A 19,910-nucleotide genomic window follows, 5' to 3' on the forward strand; every position below is an offset into this window, starting at 1 on the left:
AGGTATTCAGGTCTACTAATTAGTGTCATGATTAATGTGGTGTGTTTAAGATGAAATTTGGGGTATAATTGTGTTACTTGATTCTTTGATAAGGTTGAGGATAGAGGAATCAAATTATATTTAAAACTTAAGAGAAAAATTGTGATTAATTAAGAAAAGTATATATATTTGCACCATAAAACAATTAGATACTATTCTGATACTCAAAATAGTTTATTGTTTTTATAAGAGTTGAAAAAAAGTGGTTTTTTTTTTGATGTAATATCAAGTGAGATTGCTTTTTACTTCTTATTAATAAAGAAATATACATTTGTTCTAACAAGTGGTATAGTTTGTATAAAGTTTAATTAATATTAATTTTAATCTGGGGGGATAAAAATGATAAAAAAAAAACATTTCGCATTTATAATAATGCTAGCATTTACTTATGTAATTAGTGCACAAAACGTGCCGCCACCTGCAGGACCACCACCACCACCTGGTTTAGCGATAGATGGAGGTCTAATTTTCTTAATAGTTTCAGGAATTATTTACGGAGTTAAGAAGGTTAAGGATTAGTAAGTCTACTAACATATTTTCCAATAACATCAAATTCTAAATTTACACAATCATTTAGTTTTAAAAACTTAAAGGTTGTGTTTTCTGCTGTATAAGGTATTATAGCAACACTAAATTCATTCTTTTTAGAGTTTACCACTGTTAAACTTACTCCATTTACTGTAATTGATCCTTTTTCTATTGTTATGTTTTTATTAGAAGCATCATAATTAAAAGTATAAACGGTACTTCCATTTTCATTTTTAATATTTATACAAGTTGCTGTTTGGTCTACATGGCCTTGTACTAGATGACCGTCTAATCTGTCTCCTAATTTCATTCCTCTTTCTAAATTTACAGAATCAGTTTTAGATAAACTACCAATATTTGTTTTGTTTAAAGTTTCTTTGATAGCTGTAACGGTATACTCATCATTTTTAATATTTACTACAGTTAAGCATACGCCATTATGAGCAACGCTTTGATCTATCTTTAATTCATTTGTAAAATTACTTTTTACAGTTAAATGAATGTTGTCTTGTTCTTTAGTTATATTTGTGACTGTACCAAGGGTTTCTATAATTCCGGTAAACATATTTGTAAAATTTAGTTACTTTTGTGATATTCAAAAATAGGAATAATAGAAGAGTTACTATGGATAAATCTGATAAAATTATAGTTGGTATTTCAATAGGAGATTTAAATGGAATAGGTTTAGAAGTTATTCTAAAAACCTTTCAAGATAAAAGAATGTTAGATTTTTGTACGCCAGTTATTTTTGGAAGTACAAAGGTAGTTACTTATCATAAAAAAGCATTACGTGCAGAGACTCCTGTTCATGGAATTACCTCTATAGAGCAGGTTAATCATAATAAGGTTAATGTATTAAATATTTGGAAAGAAGAAGTTGCTGTAGCATTAGGTGAGGCGACTAAAGAATCTGGAGAATATGCGGCGAAATCATTAGAGATAGCTACTACTCATTTAAAAGAACAGAAGATAGATGTTTTAGTTACTGCACCAATTAATAAAGAAACAATACAATCTGATACTTTTAATTTTCCGGGGCATACAGAGTATTTAGAAGATAAGTTAGAAGGAAAGAGCTTAATGATTTTAATGACGGATGCATTAAGAATAGGATTGATAACCGGTCATATTCCTATATCTAAAGTTGCAGAATCCATAACTCCAGCATTAATTAAAGAGAAAGTAGGTACTATGTATACTTCTTTGGTGCAAGATTTTGGTATTAATAAACCAAAAATAGCAGTTTTATCTTTAAATCCACATTGTGGAGATAAGGGGGTTATTGGTGTAGAAGATGATGAAATTATAAAGCCAACTATAGATGAAATAAAAGAATCTGGTAAGCTAGTTTTTGGACCTTATGCAGCAGATGGTTTCTTTGGTTCGGAAACATATAAGCAATTTGATGGTGTTTTAGCAACGTATCACGATCAAGGGTTGGCGCCATTTAAAGCATTGTCTTTTGGTAGTGGAGTAAATTATACGGCAGGTTTAAGTGAGATTAGAACGTCTCCAGACCATGGTACAGGCTTTGATATAGCTGGAAAAAACATAGCAAACCCATCTTCTTTTAAAGAAGCATTATTTACTGCTATCGAAATTTATAAGACAAGAAAAGAATATAAAGAGCTCACAAAAAGTCCTCTTTTAGTAAAATAAAAAACTTTTAATAGAAAAGAGTGTAGAATAATAAAATTTTATATCTTTGCACGCTTAATTGATATTTGGAAATGAAAGACTTAAAGGAGTTCGACATACAATTTGTAGGATTAAAGGAAGGAATTCATTTGTTTGAATATGAAATTAACAATACGTTCTTTAATGTTTTTAATTTTGATGAATTTGAAAGTTCATCAATTAAAATATCATTAAATTTTATAAAGAAGAGTACGTTACTAGAATTAACTTTTACCGCCAATGGTTTTGTAGAAGTACCATGTGATGTTTCTAACGAACTTTATAAACAAGATGTTCAAGCAGTTTTACCTTTAGTGGTAAACTTTGGACCAGAATTTAATGATGAAAATGAGGAGATTTTAATATTACCTCATGAGGCGTATGAGTTTAATGTCGCTCAGTTTATTTATGAAATGATTGTATTATCAGTTCCTAATAAAAGAGTTCATCCAAAAGTTTTAGATGGAACAATGGACTCTGAAGCATTAAATAAGTTAAGAGAATTAGAAATAAAAGAAGTAAAGACTGTTGAAGAGACAGACCCAAGGTGGGATAAATTAAAGAATTTAATAACAGAAAAAAAGACATAAAATGGCACATCCTAAGAGAAAAATATCCAAAACTAGAAGAGACAAAAGGAGAACTCATTATAAGGCATCTTATCAGCAGATTGCTACAGACCCTACAACAGGAGAATCTCACTTATATCATAGAGCTCACTGGCATGAAGGTAAATTATACTATAGAGGACAGATCGTATTAGAATCGGCATCTGCAATAGAAGCATAAAAGAATCAAAAGTTTTTTTTAAAACCCTCATTAATTGAGGGTTTTTTTGCGTTTTTAAAGTTGAAATTAATTCTTTTGATAATTTTTACTTTAAAAAGTGAAATAAATTTCACTACTTTTGATTTTCCTAACCACATGGAAAACAACTAAAATTATGACAAAAATCACTGCAGCAATTACAGCAGTAGGGAAGTATGTTCCTGAATATGTTCTAACTAATAAAGAGTTAGAGACCATGGTAGACACTAATGATGAATGGATTACCAGTAGAACAGGGATTAAAGAAAGAAGGATTTTAAAAGGAGAAGGTTTAGGTACTTCATACATGGCAATAAAAGCTGCGGAAGAATTATTACAAAAGTCAAACGTAGATCCTGCAGAAATAGATTTAATTATTATTGGTACTGCAACTCCAGATTTACCTATAGCATCTACAGCGGCTTATGTGGCATCAGAAATAGGAGCAGTAAATGCTTTTGGTTATGATTTGCAAGCAGCATGTTCTAGTTTTTTATATGGTATGTCTACAGCAGCTAGTTATATAGAGTCTGGTAGATATAAAAAAGTATTGTTAATAGGAGCAGATAAAATGTCTTCTATAATAGACTATAAAGATAGAGCTACTTGTATTATTTTTGGTGATGGAGCGGGAGCTGCTTTGTTTGAACCAAATTATGAAGGCTTAGGTCTGCAAGACGAGTACTTAAGAAGTGATGGTATAGGACGAGACTTCTTGAGAATAGAGGCAGGTGGTTCTTTAATGCCAACAACTAAAGAAACTGTTGCGTCAGATAAACACTTTGTATATCAAGAAGGAAAAACTGTTTTTAAATATGCAGTTTCTAATATGGCAGATGTTGCCGGAAAAGTATTAGAAAGAAATAATCTTACAGAAAAAAATATTCAATGGTTAGTAGCACACCAAGCTAATAAACGAATTATTGAAGCAATAGCTAAAAGAGTAGGGGTTCCATCAGAAAAAGTTATGATGAACATTCAAAAATACGGAAATACTACATCTGCAACTTTACCACTTTTACTAGCAGATTATGAAAGTCAATTAAAAAAAGGAGATAATTTAATTTTTGCGGCATTTGGTGGCGGTTTCACATGGGGAGCAGCTTACGTAAAATGGGCGTATAATTCATAAACACAACAATTAAACAATTATGAGTATGGATATTAAAGAGATTCAAAATCTTATAAAATTTGTAGCTAAATCTGGCGCTAGCGAGGTAAAGTTAGAAATGGAAGATGTAAAGATTACAATTAGAACTGGTTCTGGTAAAACAGAAACAACAATTTTACAAGCAGCTCCGATGGCTGGTATGCCTCAAGTTGCACAACCTGTTGCAGCAGCTCCTGTTACAGCAGATACAGTAGTAGCGGAAAGTGGTGATTCTAAATATATTACTGTAAAGTCTCCTATTATTGGAACTTTTTATAGAAAACCATCACCAGATAAGCCTAATTTTGTAGAAGTAGGAACAGATATTTCTGTAGGAGATACTGTTTGTGTTATTGAAGCAATGAAATTATTTAATGAAATAGAATCTGAAGTTTCAGGTAAGATCGTTAAAATATTAGTGGATGATTCTTCTCCTGTAGAATTTGATCAGCCATTATTCTTAGTAGACCCATCGTAATAGAAAGAGTTTAGATTTTTGATTATAGAATAGATGTTCTAACTCAAAATCTTATAACTTATAACTTATAACTCTTAAATTATGTTTAAAAAAATATTAATTGCCAATAGAGGGGAGATAGCACTTCGTGTTATTAGAACCTGTAAAGAAATGGGCATTAAAACTGTAGCAGTATATTCTACTGCGGATGCAGAAAGTTTGCACGTAAGATTTGCAGATGAAGCAGTTTGTATTGGTCCAGCACCAAGTTCTGAGTCTTACTTAAAAATGTCTAATATTATTGCAGCTGCAGAAATTACAAATGCAGATGCTATTCACCCTGGTTACGGATTTTTATCTGAAAATGCTAAGTTTGCTAGATTATGTGAAGAGCATAATATAAAATTTATTGGAGCAACAGGTGATATGATTGATCAAATGGGAGATAAAGCGAATGCTAAATCTACCATGATTGCTGCAGGTGTACCTTGTGTACCAGGAAGTGAAGGTGTTATTGAAGACTTTGAAAGTTGTGAAAAAACAGCTATAGAAACTGGTTATCCAGTAATGTTAAAAGCTTCTGCAGGAGGTGGGGGGAAAGGAATGCGTGCTGTTTGGAAGCCAGAAGATTTAAAAGATGCTTGGGATTCTGCAAGACATGAAAGTAAAGCAGCTTTTGGTAATGATGATATGTATATGGAGAAGCTTATTGAAGAGCCTAGACATATAGAGATTCAAATTGTTGGAGATTCTTACGGGAAAGCTTGTCATTTATCAGAAAGAGACTGTTCTGTGCAACGTCGTCATCAAAAGTTAACAGAGGAAACTCCTTCTCCTTTTATGACAGATGCTTTAAGAAAGAAAATGGGTACTGCAGCTGTAAAAGCAGCAGAGTTTATAAAGTATGAAGGTGCTGGAACTGTAGAGTTTTTAGTAGATAAGCATAGAAACTTCTTCTTTATGGAGATGAATACTCGTATACAAGTAGAGCACCCTATTACGGAAGAAGTAGTAAATTACGATTTAATTAGAGAGCAAATTTTGGTAGCTGCAGGTGTACCAATTTCTGGAAAAAATTATTTTCCTCAAATGCACTCTATAGAATGTAGAATTAACGCAGAAGATCCGTATAACAACTTTAGGCCAGCTCCAGGAAAGATTGCAACTTTTCACTCTCCAGGAGGACATGGAGTAAGAGTAGATACTCATGTGTATGCAGGGTATATGATTCCACCAAATTACGACTCTATGATTGCGAAATTAATAACTACTGCTCAAACAAGAGAAGAAGCTATTAATAAAATGAAACGCGCATTAGATGAGTTTGTAATAGAAGGTGTTAAAACAACAATTCCTTTCCATAGACAATTAATGGATCATCCAGATTATGTTGCAGGAAACTATACAACTAAATTTATGGAAGATTTCGAAATGAAATAATACATAAGATTTAAGTTTAAATTGATATTAAAATAGAGAACACAATTTGTGTTCTCTATTTTTTTTACCTTTATGGTCTAAGATATAAAGATGAAGATAGACGGTATTGATAAAAAAATTATAAGAAGTTTAGTAAAAGATGCAAGAGTACCTATTTTAAGTATTGCAAGAGATATTGGTATATCTGGAGCAGCAATTCATCAAAGGTTAAGAAAATTAGAGAAATCTAAATTAATCGAAGGTTACCAAATGAAGATAAATCCAGAAGCTTTGGGGTATACTACAATTGCTTTTGTAGGTGTTTATTTAGAAAATACCGCAGTGTTATCATCAATTATAAAGAGGCTTAAAGAAGTTAGAGAAGTTGTAGAATGCCATTATACAACGGGTAATTTTACAATTTTTATAAAAGTATTATGTAAAGATAATGAAGACTTAATGTGTTTGTTAGAGACTAAAATAAAAGTGATTAATGGTGTTACTAAGTTTGAAACATTCATTTCTCTCAATCATAAAATTGATAGACAGGTTTATGTATAGCATTATATTAAACATTAAATCTTTACCACTTAACGAGTTTTTACTTCAAATAAGCTAACAAATATTTTTTTTTAATTTTATTAGTTCATTTTTACATCATCTTAAAATAAAATGTAAGAAAATATGAACTTCCTCTCCATATTACTTGTTGATGATGATGAAATAGAAAGAATGAAGTTTAAAAAGGTGTGTAATGATAATAATTGCCGCTCTAAAGTAGTAGAAGCAAAAGATGGTAAACAAGCATTACGTATTTTAAATAAAGCAGAACATTCTTTTAATATTATTATTATGGATTTGCATATGCCGGAAATGAATGGGTTAGATTTTTTAAGTAATTTAAAATCTAATGTTAAATTTAGAAATATCCCTATAATAGTTATGTCTAATTCTGAAGATGATACAGAATTAAAAAGATGTTATGATTTTGGAGTTTCGGGCTTTTTTACAAAGCCGTTACAATTTTCTGATTATTCTAAAAAAGTAGTATCACTATTAAATTATTGGAAAGAGAATAAACTTATTAAAGAATAAATAATATGAACAAAGATGGAAGAACCTAATTTAAGTTATATAAAAGATCTTTCTGGAGGAGATAAAGAATTTGAAGAGAGTATTTTAATTGTTTTAAAAAATGAATTTCCAGAAGAATGTTTACTTTTTAATAAACATTATAATAATAAAGAGTACTCAGAAGCTGCAGACAAAGTGCATAAGATAAAACATAAAATTAGTATTTTAGGATTAAAAAAAGGTACTGAATTAGCTTCTAAATTTGAAAAAGATTTAAAAAATAATGATACCAAATTATATACCGATTTTATAAATGTTTTAAACAAAATTCATGTATATTTAAAAGTCGAATAATTTTTAAAAATAGTATGAATTGTATAGTAATTGATGATGATGCAACAGCAAGACTGATTATTAAAAAGCTATGTGCCGATTTTAAGGATTTTGCTGTTTTAGAGGAGTTTGGTTCTGCTATAGAGGCTATAAAATACCTTAACTCAAATGAAGTAGATTTAATATTTTTAGATATTCACATGCCTACATTTTCTGGTTTCGACTTTATTCAAACTTTAAAATCTCCACCAAAAATAATTTTAACAACATCAGATAAAAATTTTGCGCTTCAGGCATTTGAATATGACTGTGTAGTAGATTATCTTGTAAAGCCTATTGCTAAAACAAGGTTTAATAAGTCTTTGCGAAAATTAGCTAGTTTAGAAAAGTCAGTCAGTTCCAAGAGCGTAACTAATTCTTCAAAGGAAGGTTCTGATTTTATTTATGTAAGTGTAGAGAGAAGACTTGTTAAAATTAATATTCCTAGTATTTGTTTTGTAGAAGCAAAAGGAGATTATATTAGCATTAGAACAGATAGTAAGAGCTATATAGTACATTCAACATTAAAAAAAATAGAAGATAAACTACCTTCTTCTTTATTTCTTAGAATACATAGGTCTTTTATTATTAATATTTCTGAGATTGTAGATATTGAGGATAACAGCGTACTTATTCAAAAAAGTGTAATACCAATTAGTAGATCTAATAAAAGTGAATTGATGAGAAGGTTGAATTTACTTTAACATTCTTTTAAATATCAAATTCCGTTTTAATTAAATAATCTAGGATTTACTATGGTTTGTTTATAGTATTGAGGTGTTTCTAAATTTTAGATAACACCTTTTTTATTTAGTATCCTAAAAAGTAAAAACCCTATAAACATATTGTTTATAGGGTTTTAAGTGGTACCTCCAGGAATCGAACCAGGGACACAAGGATTTTCAGTCCTTTGCTCTACCAACTGAGCTAAGGTACCATTACTTTAGAAGTTAGATTAATATCTTTCCCTTAGCGGTGGCAAATATACAACCTTTTTTAAGATGTGCAAGCATCTTTTTAAAAAAATGTATTGTATTTTTGATTTTTATAAATATAGTAATGATGAATTTAATAATTGATGCAGGTAATACAAGAGTTAAGGCTGCTGTATTTGAGGGTGATACCATTTTAGAAGTGGTTTTTATTGACCAGAAAAAAATTTTATCAGAAATAAAAAAAATTTTAAAAAAATATAAAATTAGTCAAGGAATCTTGTCTTCGGTTAGTTTTATATCAGAAAAAACGTTGAATAAGCTTCAAGATTTAATGCAATTGACGATTTTGTCCTCTTCGACGAATGTTCCTTTTGTTAATTTGTATAAAACACCAACAACTTTAGGAGTAGATAGAATTGCATTGGTTGTGGGGGCCGTAAATGAGTTTCCTGAAAAAAACACATTAATTATAGATGCTGGTACTTGTATTACTTTCGATTTTGTGAATAGTAAGTCAGAATACTTAGGTGGTGCAATTTCTCCGGGAATAAAAATGAGATTTGATTCTTTAAATCATTTTACGGCAAATTTACCATTACTGCAAATAGATGAAGTGAATAGTTTTATTGGTCGTGACACCAAAGAAAGTATGAATTCTGGTGTTGTAAATGGAGTGGTTCAAGAAATTGATGGTGTAATTAATCAATATAAAAAGAAATATATGGATTTAACAGTCGTTTTAACAGGAGGAGACACAAAATTCTTGTCAAAGCAATTAAAAAGTAGCATATTTGCCAAGAAAAATTTTCTTCTTCAAGGATTAAATAGAATATTGATATTTAATATAGACAAATGATTAGAAACATATTATTAGTTTTTATACTAATAACCTCTTCAGCTTTAACAGCTCAAAGAACAAGTTCATCACCATACTCTTTTTTTGGTATAGGAGATGAATTTAACCCTGTTACAGTAGAACAAAGTGCAATGGGTGGTATTGGAGTTGCTTTTAACCACTACAAATATTTAAACTTTACAAATCCTGCAGCGTATGCTAACTTAAGATATACAACATATTCTTTTGGTTTGTTAAATAATAAATTATCAGTAGAGAATGACGGTGTTAAACAGTCTTCAAACTCTACTAGTTTAAGTTATTTTGCTTTGGCTTTTCCTATCGGTAAGAAAGCAGGTATGTCTTTTGGATTACAACCTGTATCTTCTGTGGGTTATTCTTTATCTAATTCTATTTTAGATGACGAAGAAAATATTTTGGAGAGAACTCGTTTTACTGGTGATGGCGGTGTAAGTAGAATTTACACTAGTTTTGGTATAAAAGTTTATAAAGAATTATCTTTAGGGGTAGAATTAGATTATAAATTTGGAAGTATAGATAATAGTATTCTTAATGAAAGGTTAGGAGTTGCTTTAGCTACAAAATATAAGGAAGCTACTATTGTTAGAGGTGGATCGGTTACACTAGGAGCACAATATAAAAAAGCACTTAAAAATAAACTGATAATAAGCGGTGGAGCTACTCTTAAAATGGGTAATGATTTAGAAGTTACCGGAGATGATTATTTATACTCTCTTACTATAACTAATACTGGAGGAGAATTTGGAAGAGATACCATTTCGCAATCAGAAATTAGTGGAAATTATAAATTACCATTAAAAGCAACTTTAGGTGCAGGAGTAGGAAAAGATGATCAATGGTACGTTGGTTTAGAGTACGAACAACAAGATGCTATAGAAACTACAGGCTTTTTAGCTACTTCTAACAATGCTTACATGTATGGTGAGTCAAATAGAATTTCTTTAGGTGGATTTTATATTCCTAAAATTAATTCAATTTCAAATTACTGGGAAAGAGTTACTTATAGAGCGGGTGTTCGTTTAGAAAAGACAGGGTTATTAGTAGATGGAACAACTCCATATACAAATTTTACCGCTGTAGACGACTTTGGCATATCTTTTGGTTTAGGTTTACCACTGAAACAATTATCCTCAGTAAATATGGGATTTGAATTTGGTCAAAGAGGTACAACTGCTAATAATTTAATTAAAGAAAATTATTTTAATTTTAGATTAAGTTTATCTTTGACAGATACTAATTGGTTTCAGAAAAGAAAAATAGATTAACAAAAAACTAACAAAATGAAGAAAATTACGTTTTTACTAGCTGCAATGTTGTTATTGGCATCAGCAAAAACAAATGCGCAAGACGATGCAAAAAGAGAATGTACTATTAAGTATAATCTTTTTAAGGGAGATTTCCAATCTAAAAAGTATGAAGAAGCTTATACAAACTGGATTTATTTAATGGATAATTGTAAAGATTTATCTGTAAATATTTACAAGTTAGGTTCTACTTTGGCTGAAGACGTTAGAAAAGACCCTGTTTTAGCAAAAAGAGTTTATGAGCAAAGATTACAGTATTTTCCTAAAGACAATCCAGCAAAATTACATAGTGATTATGCAACTTATTTGTTAGATAACAAATTAGCATCTGATGATGAAGTATTTGCTATTTTAGAAAAAGGATATAATATCGATCCTGCTAAAATGGGAGTAAAAAACTTGTATATCTATTTTCAAGGAGTTACAGATAGAAATAAAGACACAGATCCTCAAAAAGTATTTGATACTTATGATGATGTTTTAGAATCTGTAGGTACAAAATTGGAAGGATATGCGGCTAGACTAAAAGAACTTTCTAAAGATTCTGTAGCTAACAAAAAATTAATACATGCATATTCGACAAACTCAAGAGCATTGGGTACTGTAGAAGGAGGTTTAGATAATATTATTTCAGAAATAGCAACTTGCGAAAGATTAATACCTATTTACAAAAGAGATTTTGAAGAAAATAAATCTAATGCTGTTTGGTTAAAAAGATCAGTTTCTAGAATGTTTAACAAAGACTGTCAAGAAGATCCTTTGTACCAAGAATTAGTTAGAGCTTATGCCGAAGCATCTCCTTCTCCTGAAGCATATTCATTTTTGGCTAGTGTTTTAGAAGATAATGGAGATACAGCTGGGGCTAATGAAATGAGAGAAAAATCTTTCGATTTAGAAACAGATCCTTTAAAGAAAGCAAAGTATAAATTAAAATTCGCTCAATCAGCTAAGTCTAGAGGTCAATTAAGTAAAGCTAGAGGTTTAGCAAGAGAAGCTTTACGTTTTAACCCTAACTATGGTAAAGCATATTTATTTATTGCAAGATTATACCAGTCTAGTGTAAATAATTGTGGTGATAATGAATTTGAAAAAAGAATGGTATATGTTGCTGCTTTAAATCAAGCACAGAGAGCTGCATCTGTAGATCCTAGTATTTCGTCTACTGCAGGTTCATATATTAGAAGTTATAGAGCTAATGTACCAAGTTCTAAAGTTGTTTTTACTGCAGGTGTTACTCCTGGTAGTAGCTATACTCTAAAATGTTGGATTGGTGAAACAGTAAGAGTACCTTCAAATTAATTTTTTGAAAAACACAGAAAAAATATTATATAAAAGCATTACTGTACTATTTGTTACAGTAATGCTTTTTTCTTGCTCTAACAATACGAAGGAAGTGAGGGATTTTTTGGTGTCTAAGAATTTGCCTATCGGAATTGCTAAAGATGCACTTCATGTATATAAAGATTCTGGTAGAATTACATCAAAACTAATTACGCCGTTATTGTATGATTTTAGTAATAGAAAACAACATCCTTATAACGAATTTCCAGAAGGTATTGAAATTATAAATTTTGATGGAATGGACTCTGTTACTATTTCAGGAAATTATGCATTATCATATACAAACACTCAGATTTCTGAAATAAAAGGAAATGTGGTAGTTGTAAATCCTAAAGAAAATTCTAAATTAGAAACAGAACAATTATTTTGGGATCAAAATACTAAGTACTTTTTTTCAGAAAAAGCATTTACTTTAACCACTTTAAAAGATACTATATATGGTGTTGGGTTTGAGTGTAAAGAAGATTTAAGTAAGCATTTAGCAAAGAAAACAACAGGAAGATTACTAACATCAGAAGGAGAATAATATGAATACAGTTTGGAAATTTTTTCAATATGGCTATTTAGTAGTCGCTTTAATATGTTTGGTAGAAGGTTTTCTTAGTTGGGGAGCAGATAGGCAGAAATCTTATATGTTTTTTGGTGCTTCTATTTTTATTATCTTAGTTTTTTTCTTTAAAAGACATTTTAGAAAAAAAGTAGAAACTAGAAATAACCAAAAATAGATTATAAATTTCTTAATGGAAATTGAAATTATCATAATATTGACCTCTATTATTCTTTCCGCTTTCTTTTCGGGAATGGAAATAGCATTTGTTTCTGCTAATAAGCTGCATATAGAATTAGAGAAAAAAAGAGAAGGCTTTATACCTAGTGTTCTTAATAAAATTACTCAAAAATCATCAAAATTTATTACTACCATGTTAGTTGGTAATAATATTTCTTTGGTAATTTACAGTTATTATATGGGCGGATTCTTAATTAGAATTCTTCCCTTAAATACCTACAATGAGTTTACTACGCTTCTTTTACAAACAATTATATCTACCATAATAATACTAATTACTGCAGAGTTTTTACCAAAAGCTATTTTTAGAATCTATGCAAATGAGGTTTTAAAATTATTTGCTGTACCTGCCTATTTTTTTTACGTTTTATTTCATTTTTTTTCTGAAATTATTTCTTTTATTTCAGATTTTTTTCTGCGTGTATTCTTTAAAACAGATGCAGAAGAGCAACAGACGGAATTTAGTAAAGAAGAGTTAGGTTACTATATTACAGAGCAATTAGAAACAGGTAATAATGATGAAGAAGTAGATTCTGAAATACAAATTTTTCAAAATGCACTGGACTTTCATAATGTAAAAGCAAGAGAGGTTATGGTTCCTAGAACCGAAATTGTTGCAGTTGAATTACATGAAAAAGTAGCGAACTTAAAAAATATATTTATAGATTCGGGTTTGTCTAAAGTGTTAGTTTATAAATCATCTTTAGATGACGTGATAGGGTATGTAAATGCTTTTGAATTATTTAAGAAACCAAAAACTATTAAATCTATTTTATTGCCAGTAGAGATTGTACCCGAGTCTATGATGATAAACAACATTTTAAACAGTTTAATGAAAAAACGTAAAAGTGTTGCTGTTGTTGTTGATGAATATGGGGGTACTTCTGGTATGATAACCGTAGAGGATATTGTAGAAGAATTGTTTGGTGAAATTGAAGATGAGCACGATACTCAAGAATTTTTAGAAAAAAAAATATCTGAAACAGAATTTAATTTTTCAGCAAGATTAGAGGTAGATTATTTGAATGAAGAGTATAGTTTAAATATACCAAAATCTGAAGCTTATGAAACTTTAGGAGGCTTTATTATAGAGCAAACAGAAAGTATTCCTATAGAAAATGAAGTGGTTGATATTGAAGATTTTGAAATTAAAATCTTAAAAATGAGTAGTGCTAAAATAGAAGAAGTACGCTTAAAAATAGTAGATGAAGATGCTTAATAAATCTCTTTGTTTTTAGAACTAATTATAAGTCAATTTAATTACTACTAATAAGTATAAATTCGATTGCAATATTAAATCCCAAATCGTATATTCGCAAACTGAAAATTAAATAAATTCGTATGGCAATTTTATCAAAAATTAGAGAACGTTCAATGTTCTTAATCATTATAATTGGTTTAGCACTTTTTGCTTTTGTATTGGACCCATCTACTTTAGGTGATTTTTTCGATTCAAGTAAAGTAAATCAAGTAGGTGAAATAAATGGAGAGAGTATCTCTTTACAAGAGTTTACTGGAGAATTAGAAGCCTATAAGCAACAAGTAGGTAACGGTGTTACTGAAATGCAAGCCTCTAAAAATGTTTGGGATAATATTGTTAGAAAAAAAATCTACCAAAATCAATTATCAGAAGCAGGAATTACTGTTGGTGAAGCTGATGTTTGGAATGAAGTAATTAATGCTCCTTCAGTAAAAGATAATCCTCAATTTCAAAATGAAGTAGGCTTTTTTGATGAAGTTAAATTCAAACAATTTTTAGCCGATACAAAATTAAACAATCCAGAAATGTGGGGAGCTTGGTCTAACTACATGACTCAAATTAGAGATAATGGATCGAGAAATACATATAATAATCTAGTTACTGCAGGTCTTGGTGCTTCTTTAAAAGAGGGAGAGTCTCAATATTTTGCAGATAATACTAAATTAACTTCTCAATTTGTATTTGTACCTTATACTTCAATTGCAGATAGTTTAGTTTCTGTTTCTAAAGGAGAAATAGAATCTTATATCAAAGCAAACTCTAACGACTTTAAAGTAGAAGAGTCTAGAGATATTTCTTATGTACAGTTTAATATTGCTGCTACAACAGAAGATGAAAATGCTATTAAAGCTAGTGTTTCTGAATTAATTGAAGATTTTAAAAATACTTCTAATGAAAGTGTATTTTTAAGCGAAAATGATTCTGATACTAGTATTGATGATAGTTTTAAATTTCAAAAAGAGATTAATGCAACAGTAGCTTCGGAAATTTTTAAAGGTGCTAAAGGAGATGTTTTTGGTCCTTATAAAGAACAAGGATATTTTAAAATATCTAAAATTACTGATGTAACTAGTATGCCAGACTCTGCTAGAGCAAGTCATATTTTAATTCCTTTTTTAGGAGCTCAAAGAGTTGCTGCAGATGTAACAAGAACACAAGATGAGGCTAAGGTTTTAGCTGATAGTATATTAAATGTTGTAAAAAGAAACAAAAATAAATTTGAAGACTTAGCTAAAACAATGTCATCGGATCTTGGTTCTGGTGCAAAAGGAGGAGATTTAGATTGGTTTACTTATAACAGAATGACACCTGAATTTAGAGACTTCGTTTTTGAAGGAAGTACTGGTGATATCGATGTTGTTGAAACTCCATTTGGTTTTCATATTATTAAGATTGATGGACAAAAGAACAATCAGACAGCTTTAAAATTAGCTACTTATAGTAGACAAATAATAGCTTCTGAAGTTACTGAAAATGCTATTTTTCAAAAATCAGAACAATTTGCTTTAGCGTCATCAAAAGAAAATAAGTTTTTTGAAGTAGCAAAAGAAAATAACTATGTTACAAAACCTGCTATTGGTTTAAAAGTTTTAGATGAAAATGTACCTGGTTTAGGAAACCAAAGACAAATTATTTCTTGGGCTTTTAGTAATGATACTAAACCTGGAGATTTTAAACGTTTCGATTTAGAAGGTAGTCATGTGGTTGCTTTTGTAACGGCTAAAACTGAAAAAGGATTAATGTCTGCTGCTAAAGCAACAAATACTGTAAAGCCTATTTTAGTAAACCAAAAGAAAGCTAAATTAATTGCAGATAAATTTAATGGAAGTACGTTAGCAGATATCGCTAAAGAGAACAATACCAATGTTAGAAATGCAAGTGGTATTAATTTAAAAAGTCCTACGTTGTCTGGTGCTGGTTCAGAGCCTATGGTTGTAGGAGCTATGTATAACGCAGAAATTAATAAAGTTTATAAAAACATAGAAGGTAATAGAGGTGTGTATGCTTTTGCTGTAACAAACAAAGAGTTGCCAACTGCTTTACCAAACTATGAAACTACTAGAAAGAGTATTGCTGAGTCTAGAAAAACAAAAACTTTTGCAATTTATGAGGCTATTAAAAATGCTGCTGATGTAGAAGATTACAGATCAGACTTATACAGAAGTAACTAGTATAAGTTTTATTAAAAATATAAAAATCCGTTCAACTTTTTGAACGGATTTTTTATGCTTTAAATTTAACTCAATAGAGCTTTTAAATCTATATAGATGTGAACTTTGTTACTTTGTTTATGTAGTGACAAAAGCAAGTAGGTTTAGCCCTGATTGAAGCATTTGTTTGAGCTCTTTATTATTCTTTTTGGAATATTAAAAGCGAGTGCCTTTCGACTGCTCTCAAGATAAACTCCAAGCAAGAAATAGCTTCTAATAAAAAACCTTCTTGATTGCTCAAAAAGGTTTTCTATAAAGTTTATTTTTTATCTAAATGTTATTTCTAACCGTTCATAGAGATTAAAAACTCATCATTATTCTTAGAGAATTTAATTTTATCATTGATAAATTCCATTGCTTCAATAGGGTTCATATCTGCAAGGTATTTACGTAAAACCCACATTCTTTGTACAGTTTTAGCGTCTAATAATAAATCATCACGTCTTGTAGAAGATTTAATTAAATCGATAGCAGGATAAATACGTCTGTTAGATATATTTCTATCTAATTGAAGCTCCATGTTACCTGTTCCTTTAAATTCTTCGAAAATTACTTCGTCCATTTTAGAACCAGTTTCTGTAAGTGCTGTAGCAATAATGGTTAAAGAACCACCATTTTCTATGTTTCTAGCAGCTCCAAAGAAACGTTTTGGTTTGTGTAATGCATTTGCATCGATACCACCAGAAAGTATTTTACCAGATGCTGGTGCAACGGTATTGTAAGCTCTTGCCAAACGCGTAATTGAATCTAAAAGAATAACAACATCATGCCCACATTCTACCAAACGTTTTGCTTTTTCTAAAACAATATTGGCCACTTTTACGTGTTTGTCTGCAGGTTCATCAAAAGTAGAAGCAACAACTTCTCCACGTACATTACGTTTCATGTCTGTAACCTCTTCCGGACGCTCATCAATCAATAATACTATCTGATAAACTTCTGGGTGATTTGCAGCAATTGCGTTTGCCACATCCTTTAATAACATGGTTTTACCAGTTTTAGGTTGTGCTACAATCATACCTCTTTGCCCTTTTCCTAAAGGAGAAAATAAATCGATAATTCTTGTTGATAAAGAACTTCCTTTTTCTGCTAAATTGAATTTTTCTTGAGGAAATAACGGAGTTAAGTGCTCAAAAGATACTCTGTCTCTAACTAAATTAGGATTTAATCCGTTTATTTTTGATACTCTAATTAATGGAAAATATTTTTCACCTTCTTTTGGTGGACGAACATTACCTCTAACGGTGTCTCCTGTTTTTAAACCAAATAATTTAATTTGAGATTGAGAAACATAAATATCATCTGGAGATGATAGGTAGTTATAGTCAGAAGAACGTAAGAAACCATAGCCATCTGGCATCATTTCTAAGACACCTTCACTTTCAATAATTCCATCAAATTCAAAATCGGGATCTTTATAACGGTTTCCAGATTTATTACCATTACTTCTGTTAGAGTTGTTTTTGTCTCTAGTTTGGTTAGGGTTTTTCTTTGGAACGTTCGTTTTTGGTTGAGGCTTGTTTGGTTGTGTCTTGTTTTGAGTATTTGCAGGTTTTGGCTCTTGTTTATCTACTTTTTTAACAACTCTTTCTTTGGTAGCCTTTGGTTTAATTTCTGTCTCTGCTTCAACATCTTTTTGTACAGTTTCTTTCTGTACTGTTTTCCTAGGGTTAGGTTTACGTTGAATTGTTTTTTCTTGTTTTACCTTTGTTTCTGGTGTATCTAAAGTAGGTTGTCCAGTTTCTGCTTCGCTTGGTGCTTTTACAGAATCAGTAGCTTTAGAAACTCTTTTTCTTTTAGGTTTTTCTGTTTTTTGTTTTACTTCAGTTACAGGAGTTGATGAAGTATCTACAGGGTTTGCAGCTTGTGTATCTAATATTTGATACACTAAATCTAATTTTTTAAGTTGACTCGTCTTAGATAGACCAATAGATTTTGCAATTACTTGTAAATCAGCAAGTGTTTTTGCTTTTAGTTCTGAGATTTCGAACATTCGTTATATGTTAAGTTAAATTGTAAACCTTATTTAGATAAGATTAATTATAATTTTTTTAGAGTTTATGTATTGTATATAGTACTATACAATATTTAATGGGTGGTTACTATATTACAAATATATGCAAATTTTTTAAGTTTTAGGTTTTCTTTTTAAAAAAGAAAGTTCTACTTTTGTATTTCTATTTTTTAATATGATTCAACGAATACAGAGTATCTATTTATTGTTAGCAACCGCCGTTTCTGGAGGCTTGATATTTGTATTTGATATTTGGAGCACTATTAAAGAAGAAATTTTTGCTTTGGATTTATTTTTTAGAGATTCTATGCTTTTAAAAGTAATTCCTTTATTATATTTGCTTTCTGCAATCGTTTCTTTTGGAACTATTTTTTTGTTTAAAAATAGGAAGTTACAATTTGTTGTAGGGCGTTTAGTAATTTTGATCAATCTTTTTTTATTAGGATTATTGATTTATGTATCTCTAACTTTACCTGGAGAAGTTTCGATTTCGGAGAAGGGTATTGGGATGTTCTTACCAATTTTAGTTATTTTGCTTATTGTTTTGGCAAATAAAGCTATTAAAAAGGATGAAGATCTTGTGAAATCTGTAGATAGATTGCGATAAACCTATCATATTAGTATATTTAGTGCGAAAAAAAACCGAGAATTTATTTCTCGGTTTTTTGTTTTCTAGATCTTTCTAGAGTTTAAATCTAATTTGAATATTTAATTTGTATTTTTATTAACTTAAATAACATTATCCTATGAGGGGTTAATGTGTTGTAAGTTAGATGTGTAAGGTAGTAGTCTCACTGTTTTCAGTGAGAGGGTTCACTGAAAACAGTGAGATTGAAATTTCACCAAAAATGGGTATTGTAAGTTTATAAACTGTACTCTAAATTTGTAATATAATAATGAAAGAAAAGATATACGTTCACGTAGCAGATGATCACAAAATTTTAATTGAGGGCATCATCGCTGTAATAAATACTGATAAAGAGATTGAAATTAAAGGATATTCTTTAACAGGACAAGAAGTAATTGATTGGTTTGATCAAAAAGAAAACTCGGCAGATGTTTTAATATTAGATATTACAATGCCAGTTCTAGATGGTTTTGAAGTTTTAAAGCACTTTAGAAAAAGAAAAATAGACCAAAAAGTTATTATTTTATCTAGTTATGATGATCTTAAAATTGTTCAAGAAGTTTTATCTCTTGGTTCTAATGGGTATATCTCTAAAAATAATGCTGGAGAACATATTGTAAATGCTATAAAAGCAGTTGCAAAAGGCGAGCAATATTTTAGTGATGATATTCAGAAAATGTTATTACAATCTTTATCCGGTCAAATGGTTCCTAAAGGAGAAGTGCCAGACAAATATTTGTTAGAAAGTCTAACGGAGAGAGAGTTAGATGTTTTAAAATTAATCACAAAAGAGTATAGTACTATTGAGATGGCAGATTTAATGCACCTTAGTAGAAACACCATTGAAACATATAGAAAAAGTTTATTAAAAAAATTAAAAGTAAAAAATGCAGTAGGCTTGGCAATGTATGCAGTTAAAAACAATATAGTATAGTTCTTATGCCCCTAAAATAAATAACTATTAGACTTTGATTTATTTATAAATCGTTCCCCTAAAAAGTTTAATAGCTAATTCAAAGAACACTAATTG

Annotated in this window: 22 protein-coding genes and 1 tRNA gene; 20 read left to right on the forward strand and 3 right to left on the reverse strand. The window is 30.0% G+C overall.

Translation table 11 applies throughout. The features are described 5' to 3' along the window. The first annotated feature begins 378 nt into the window (after positions 1-378). Positions 379-558 (forward strand): PID-CTERM protein-sorting domain-containing protein, encoded by a 180-nt coding sequence (locus H0I28_RS17130; protein ID WP_218732616.1) that lies wholly within the window; start codon positions 379-381, stop codon positions 556-558. Here the strand turns inward: H0I28_RS17130 and H0I28_RS17135 are convergent. Beyond that, positions 548-1,132 (reverse strand): riboflavin synthase, encoded by a 585-nt coding sequence (locus H0I28_RS17135; protein ID WP_218752159.1) that lies wholly within the window; start codon positions 1,130-1,132, stop codon positions 548-550. The two genes, H0I28_RS17130 and H0I28_RS17135, sit on opposite strands and share 11 nt — an antisense overlap. Before the next feature lie 59 nt (positions 1,133-1,191). Here H0I28_RS17135 and pdxA point away from each other — a divergent pair, with 59 nt between their 5' ends. The 10 genes from pdxA to H0I28_RS17185 all read left to right on the forward strand — a co-directional run bounded on the left by pdxA (position 1,192) and on the right by H0I28_RS17185 (position 8,227). After that, positions 1,192-2,226, forward strand: a complete 1,035-nt coding sequence (gene pdxA / locus H0I28_RS17140; RefSeq protein WP_218732618.1) for a 4-hydroxythreonine-4-phosphate dehydrogenase PdxA — start codon at positions 1,192-1,194, stop codon at positions 2,224-2,226. A gap of 71 nt (positions 2,227-2,297) precedes the next feature. Then, positions 2,298-2,834, forward strand: coding sequence for a DUF177 domain-containing protein (locus tag H0I28_RS17145; RefSeq protein WP_218732619.1), 537 nt, complete (start codon positions 2,298-2,300; stop codon positions 2,832-2,834). A gap of 1 nt (position 2,835) precedes the next feature. Beyond that, the gene (gene rpmF, locus H0I28_RS17150; protein ID WP_165733114.1) at positions 2,836-3,033 is read left to right on the forward strand and encodes a 50S ribosomal protein L32; all 198 of its coding nucleotides are present in this window, start codon (positions 2,836-2,838) and stop codon (positions 3,031-3,033) included. A 154-nt stretch (positions 3,034-3,187) separates the two neighbouring features. Next, entirely contained in the window at positions 3,188-4,183 is a 996-nt protein-coding gene (locus H0I28_RS17155) for a beta-ketoacyl-ACP synthase III (protein ID WP_218732620.1), read from the forward strand. Positions 4,184-4,208: 25 nt separating this feature from the next. Continuing rightward, positions 4,209-4,679, forward strand: a complete 471-nt coding sequence (gene accB / locus H0I28_RS17160; protein WP_208890249.1) for an acetyl-CoA carboxylase biotin carboxyl carrier protein — start codon at positions 4,209-4,211, stop codon at positions 4,677-4,679. An 81-nt stretch (positions 4,680-4,760) separates the two neighbouring features. Continuing rightward, complete coding sequence (accC, locus tag H0I28_RS17165; protein WP_218732621.1) at positions 4,761-6,098, forward strand: acetyl-CoA carboxylase biotin carboxylase subunit; 1,338 nt, start codon at positions 4,761-4,763, stop codon at positions 6,096-6,098. A 90-nt stretch (positions 6,099-6,188) separates the two neighbouring features. Beyond that, on the forward strand, positions 6,189-6,638 hold the full coding sequence (locus tag H0I28_RS17170; RefSeq protein WP_218759902.1) for an Lrp/AsnC family transcriptional regulator: 450 nt from the start codon (positions 6,189-6,191) through the stop codon (positions 6,636-6,638). A gap of 123 nt (positions 6,639-6,761) precedes the next feature. Then, the gene (locus H0I28_RS17175; RefSeq protein WP_218759903.1) at positions 6,762-7,172 is read left to right on the forward strand and encodes a response regulator; all 411 of its coding nucleotides are present in this window, start codon (positions 6,762-6,764) and stop codon (positions 7,170-7,172) included. A 15-nt stretch (positions 7,173-7,187) separates the two neighbouring features. Further along, entirely contained in the window at positions 7,188-7,505 is a 318-nt protein-coding gene (locus tag H0I28_RS17180) for an Hpt domain-containing protein (RefSeq protein WP_218732624.1), read from the forward strand. A gap of 14 nt (positions 7,506-7,519) precedes the next feature. Continuing rightward, a complete protein-coding gene (locus H0I28_RS17185) occupies positions 7,520-8,227 on the forward strand; it encodes a LytTR family DNA-binding domain-containing protein (RefSeq protein ID WP_218759904.1) in 708 nt (235 codons plus the stop codon). Positions 8,228-8,387: 160 nt separating this feature from the next. Here H0I28_RS17185 and H0I28_RS17190 read toward each other — a convergent pair. Next, positions 8,388-8,460, reverse strand: a tRNA-Phe gene (locus H0I28_RS17190). A gap of 125 nt (positions 8,461-8,585) precedes the next feature. Between H0I28_RS17190 and H0I28_RS17195 the strand changes: the two genes are divergently transcribed. The 7 genes from H0I28_RS17195 to H0I28_RS17225 all read left to right on the forward strand — a co-directional run bounded on the left by H0I28_RS17195 (position 8,586) and on the right by H0I28_RS17225 (position 16,199). Then, entirely contained in the window at positions 8,586-9,314 is a 729-nt protein-coding gene (locus tag H0I28_RS17195) for a type III pantothenate kinase (protein WP_218761837.1), read from the forward strand. Further along, the gene (locus H0I28_RS17200) at positions 9,311-10,600 is read left to right on the forward strand and encodes a hypothetical protein (protein WP_218759905.1); all 1,290 of its coding nucleotides are present in this window, start codon (positions 9,311-9,313) and stop codon (positions 10,598-10,600) included. Before H0I28_RS17195 ends, H0I28_RS17200 begins: the two co-directional genes overlap by 4 nt. Before the next feature lie 15 nt (positions 10,601-10,615). Beyond that, the gene (locus H0I28_RS17205; RefSeq protein WP_218732627.1) at positions 10,616-11,938 is read left to right on the forward strand and encodes a lipopolysaccharide assembly protein LapB; all 1,323 of its coding nucleotides are present in this window, start codon (positions 10,616-10,618) and stop codon (positions 11,936-11,938) included. Between the two features lie 4 nt (positions 11,939-11,942). Continuing rightward, the gene (lptC, locus tag H0I28_RS17210; RefSeq protein ID WP_218732628.1) at positions 11,943-12,506 is read left to right on the forward strand and encodes an LPS export ABC transporter periplasmic protein LptC; all 564 of its coding nucleotides are present in this window, start codon (positions 11,943-11,945) and stop codon (positions 12,504-12,506) included. A gap of 1 nt (position 12,507) precedes the next feature. Continuing rightward, the gene (locus H0I28_RS17215; RefSeq protein WP_218732629.1) at positions 12,508-12,705 is read left to right on the forward strand and encodes a hypothetical protein; all 198 of its coding nucleotides are present in this window, start codon (positions 12,508-12,510) and stop codon (positions 12,703-12,705) included. Between the two features lie 15 nt (positions 12,706-12,720). Continuing rightward, on the forward strand, positions 12,721-13,986 hold the full coding sequence (locus H0I28_RS17220) for a hemolysin family protein (RefSeq protein WP_218732630.1): 1,266 nt from the start codon (positions 12,721-12,723) through the stop codon (positions 13,984-13,986). A gap of 122 nt (positions 13,987-14,108) precedes the next feature. Beyond that, positions 14,109-16,199: a peptidylprolyl isomerase gene (locus H0I28_RS17225; protein ID WP_218759906.1), complete on the forward strand. Its 2,091-nt coding sequence runs from the start codon at positions 14,109-14,111 to the stop codon at positions 16,197-16,199. Between the two features lie 322 nt (positions 16,200-16,521). Here H0I28_RS17225 and rho read toward each other — a convergent pair whose 3' ends face one another. Further along, positions 16,522-18,231, reverse strand: coding sequence for a transcription termination factor Rho (rho, locus tag H0I28_RS17230; protein ID WP_218759908.1), 1,710 nt, complete (start codon positions 18,229-18,231; stop codon positions 16,522-16,524). A gap of 196 nt (positions 18,232-18,427) precedes the next feature. Here rho and H0I28_RS17235 point away from each other — a divergent pair, with 196 nt between their 5' ends. Beyond that, positions 18,428-18,859, forward strand: coding sequence for a DUF4293 domain-containing protein (locus H0I28_RS17235; protein WP_218732633.1), 432 nt, complete (start codon positions 18,428-18,430; stop codon positions 18,857-18,859). A gap of 289 nt (positions 18,860-19,148) precedes the next feature. Further along, a complete protein-coding gene (locus tag H0I28_RS17240; protein ID WP_165733098.1) occupies positions 19,149-19,814 on the forward strand; it encodes a response regulator transcription factor in 666 nt (221 codons plus the stop codon). Positions 19,815-19,910 lie beyond the last annotated feature (96 nt).

Source organism: Polaribacter sp. AHE13PA, assembly GCF_019278505.1.
GTDB lineage: Bacteria > Bacteroidota > Bacteroidia > Flavobacteriales > Flavobacteriaceae > Polaribacter.

Excerpts from the sequence above, each read along its gene's own strand:
- H0I28_RS17175 (WP_218759903.1), top strand. The coding sequence starts at position 6,762 with ATGAACTTCCTCTCCATATTACTTGTTGATGATGATGAAATAGAAAGA.
- H0I28_RS17180 (WP_218732624.1), top strand. The coding sequence starts at position 7,188 with ATGGAAGAACCTAATTTAAGTTATATAAAAGATCTTTCTGGAGGAGAT.
- accB (WP_208890249.1), top strand. The coding sequence starts at position 4,209 with ATGGATATTAAAGAGATTCAAAATCTTATAAAATTTGTAGCTAAATCT.
- H0I28_RS17170 (WP_218759902.1), top strand. The coding sequence starts at position 6,189 with ATGAAGATAGACGGTATTGATAAAAAAATTATAAGAAGTTTAGTAAAA.
- accC (WP_218732621.1), top strand. The coding sequence starts at position 4,761 with ATGTTTAAAAAAATATTAATTGCCAATAGAGGGGAGATAGCACTTCGT.
- H0I28_RS17235 (WP_218732633.1), top strand. The coding sequence starts at position 18,428 with ATGATTCAACGAATACAGAGTATCTATTTATTGTTAGCAACCGCCGTT.
- H0I28_RS17130 (WP_218732616.1), top strand. The coding sequence starts at position 379 with ATGATAAAAAAAAAACATTTCGCATTTATAATAATGCTAGCATTTACT.
- H0I28_RS17240 (WP_165733098.1), top strand. The coding sequence starts at position 19,149 with ATGAAAGAAAAGATATACGTTCACGTAGCAGATGATCACAAAATTTTA.
- H0I28_RS17200 (WP_218759905.1), top strand. The coding sequence starts at position 9,311 with ATGATTAGAAACATATTATTAGTTTTTATACTAATAACCTCTTCAGCT.
- H0I28_RS17215 (WP_218732629.1), top strand. The coding sequence starts at position 12,508 with ATGAATACAGTTTGGAAATTTTTTCAATATGGCTATTTAGTAGTCGCT.
- H0I28_RS17225 (WP_218759906.1), top strand. The coding sequence starts at position 14,109 with ATGGCAATTTTATCAAAAATTAGAGAACGTTCAATGTTCTTAATCATT.
- H0I28_RS17205 (WP_218732627.1), top strand. The coding sequence starts at position 10,616 with ATGAAGAAAATTACGTTTTTACTAGCTGCAATGTTGTTATTGGCATCA.
- H0I28_RS17220 (WP_218732630.1), top strand. The coding sequence starts at position 12,721 with ATGGAAATTGAAATTATCATAATATTGACCTCTATTATTCTTTCCGCT.
- H0I28_RS17145 (WP_218732619.1), top strand. The coding sequence starts at position 2,298 with ATGAAAGACTTAAAGGAGTTCGACATACAATTTGTAGGATTAAAGGAA.
- pdxA (WP_218732618.1), top strand. The coding sequence starts at position 1,192 with ATGGATAAATCTGATAAAATTATAGTTGGTATTTCAATAGGAGATTTA.
- rpmF (WP_165733114.1), top strand. The coding sequence starts at position 2,836 with ATGGCACATCCTAAGAGAAAAATATCCAAAACTAGAAGAGACAAAAGG.
- H0I28_RS17185 (WP_218759904.1), top strand. The coding sequence starts at position 7,520 with ATGAATTGTATAGTAATTGATGATGATGCAACAGCAAGACTGATTATT.
- rho (WP_218759908.1), bottom strand. The coding sequence starts at position 18,231 with ATGTTCGAAATCTCAGAACTAAAAGCAAAAACACTTGCTGATTTACAA.
- H0I28_RS17195 (WP_218761837.1), top strand. The coding sequence starts at position 8,586 with ATGAATTTAATAATTGATGCAGGTAATACAAGAGTTAAGGCTGCTGTA.
- H0I28_RS17135 (WP_218752159.1), bottom strand. The coding sequence starts at position 1,132 with ATGTTTACCGGAATTATAGAAACCCTTGGTACAGTCACAAATATAACT.
- H0I28_RS17155 (WP_218732620.1), top strand. The coding sequence starts at position 3,188 with ATGACAAAAATCACTGCAGCAATTACAGCAGTAGGGAAGTATGTTCCT.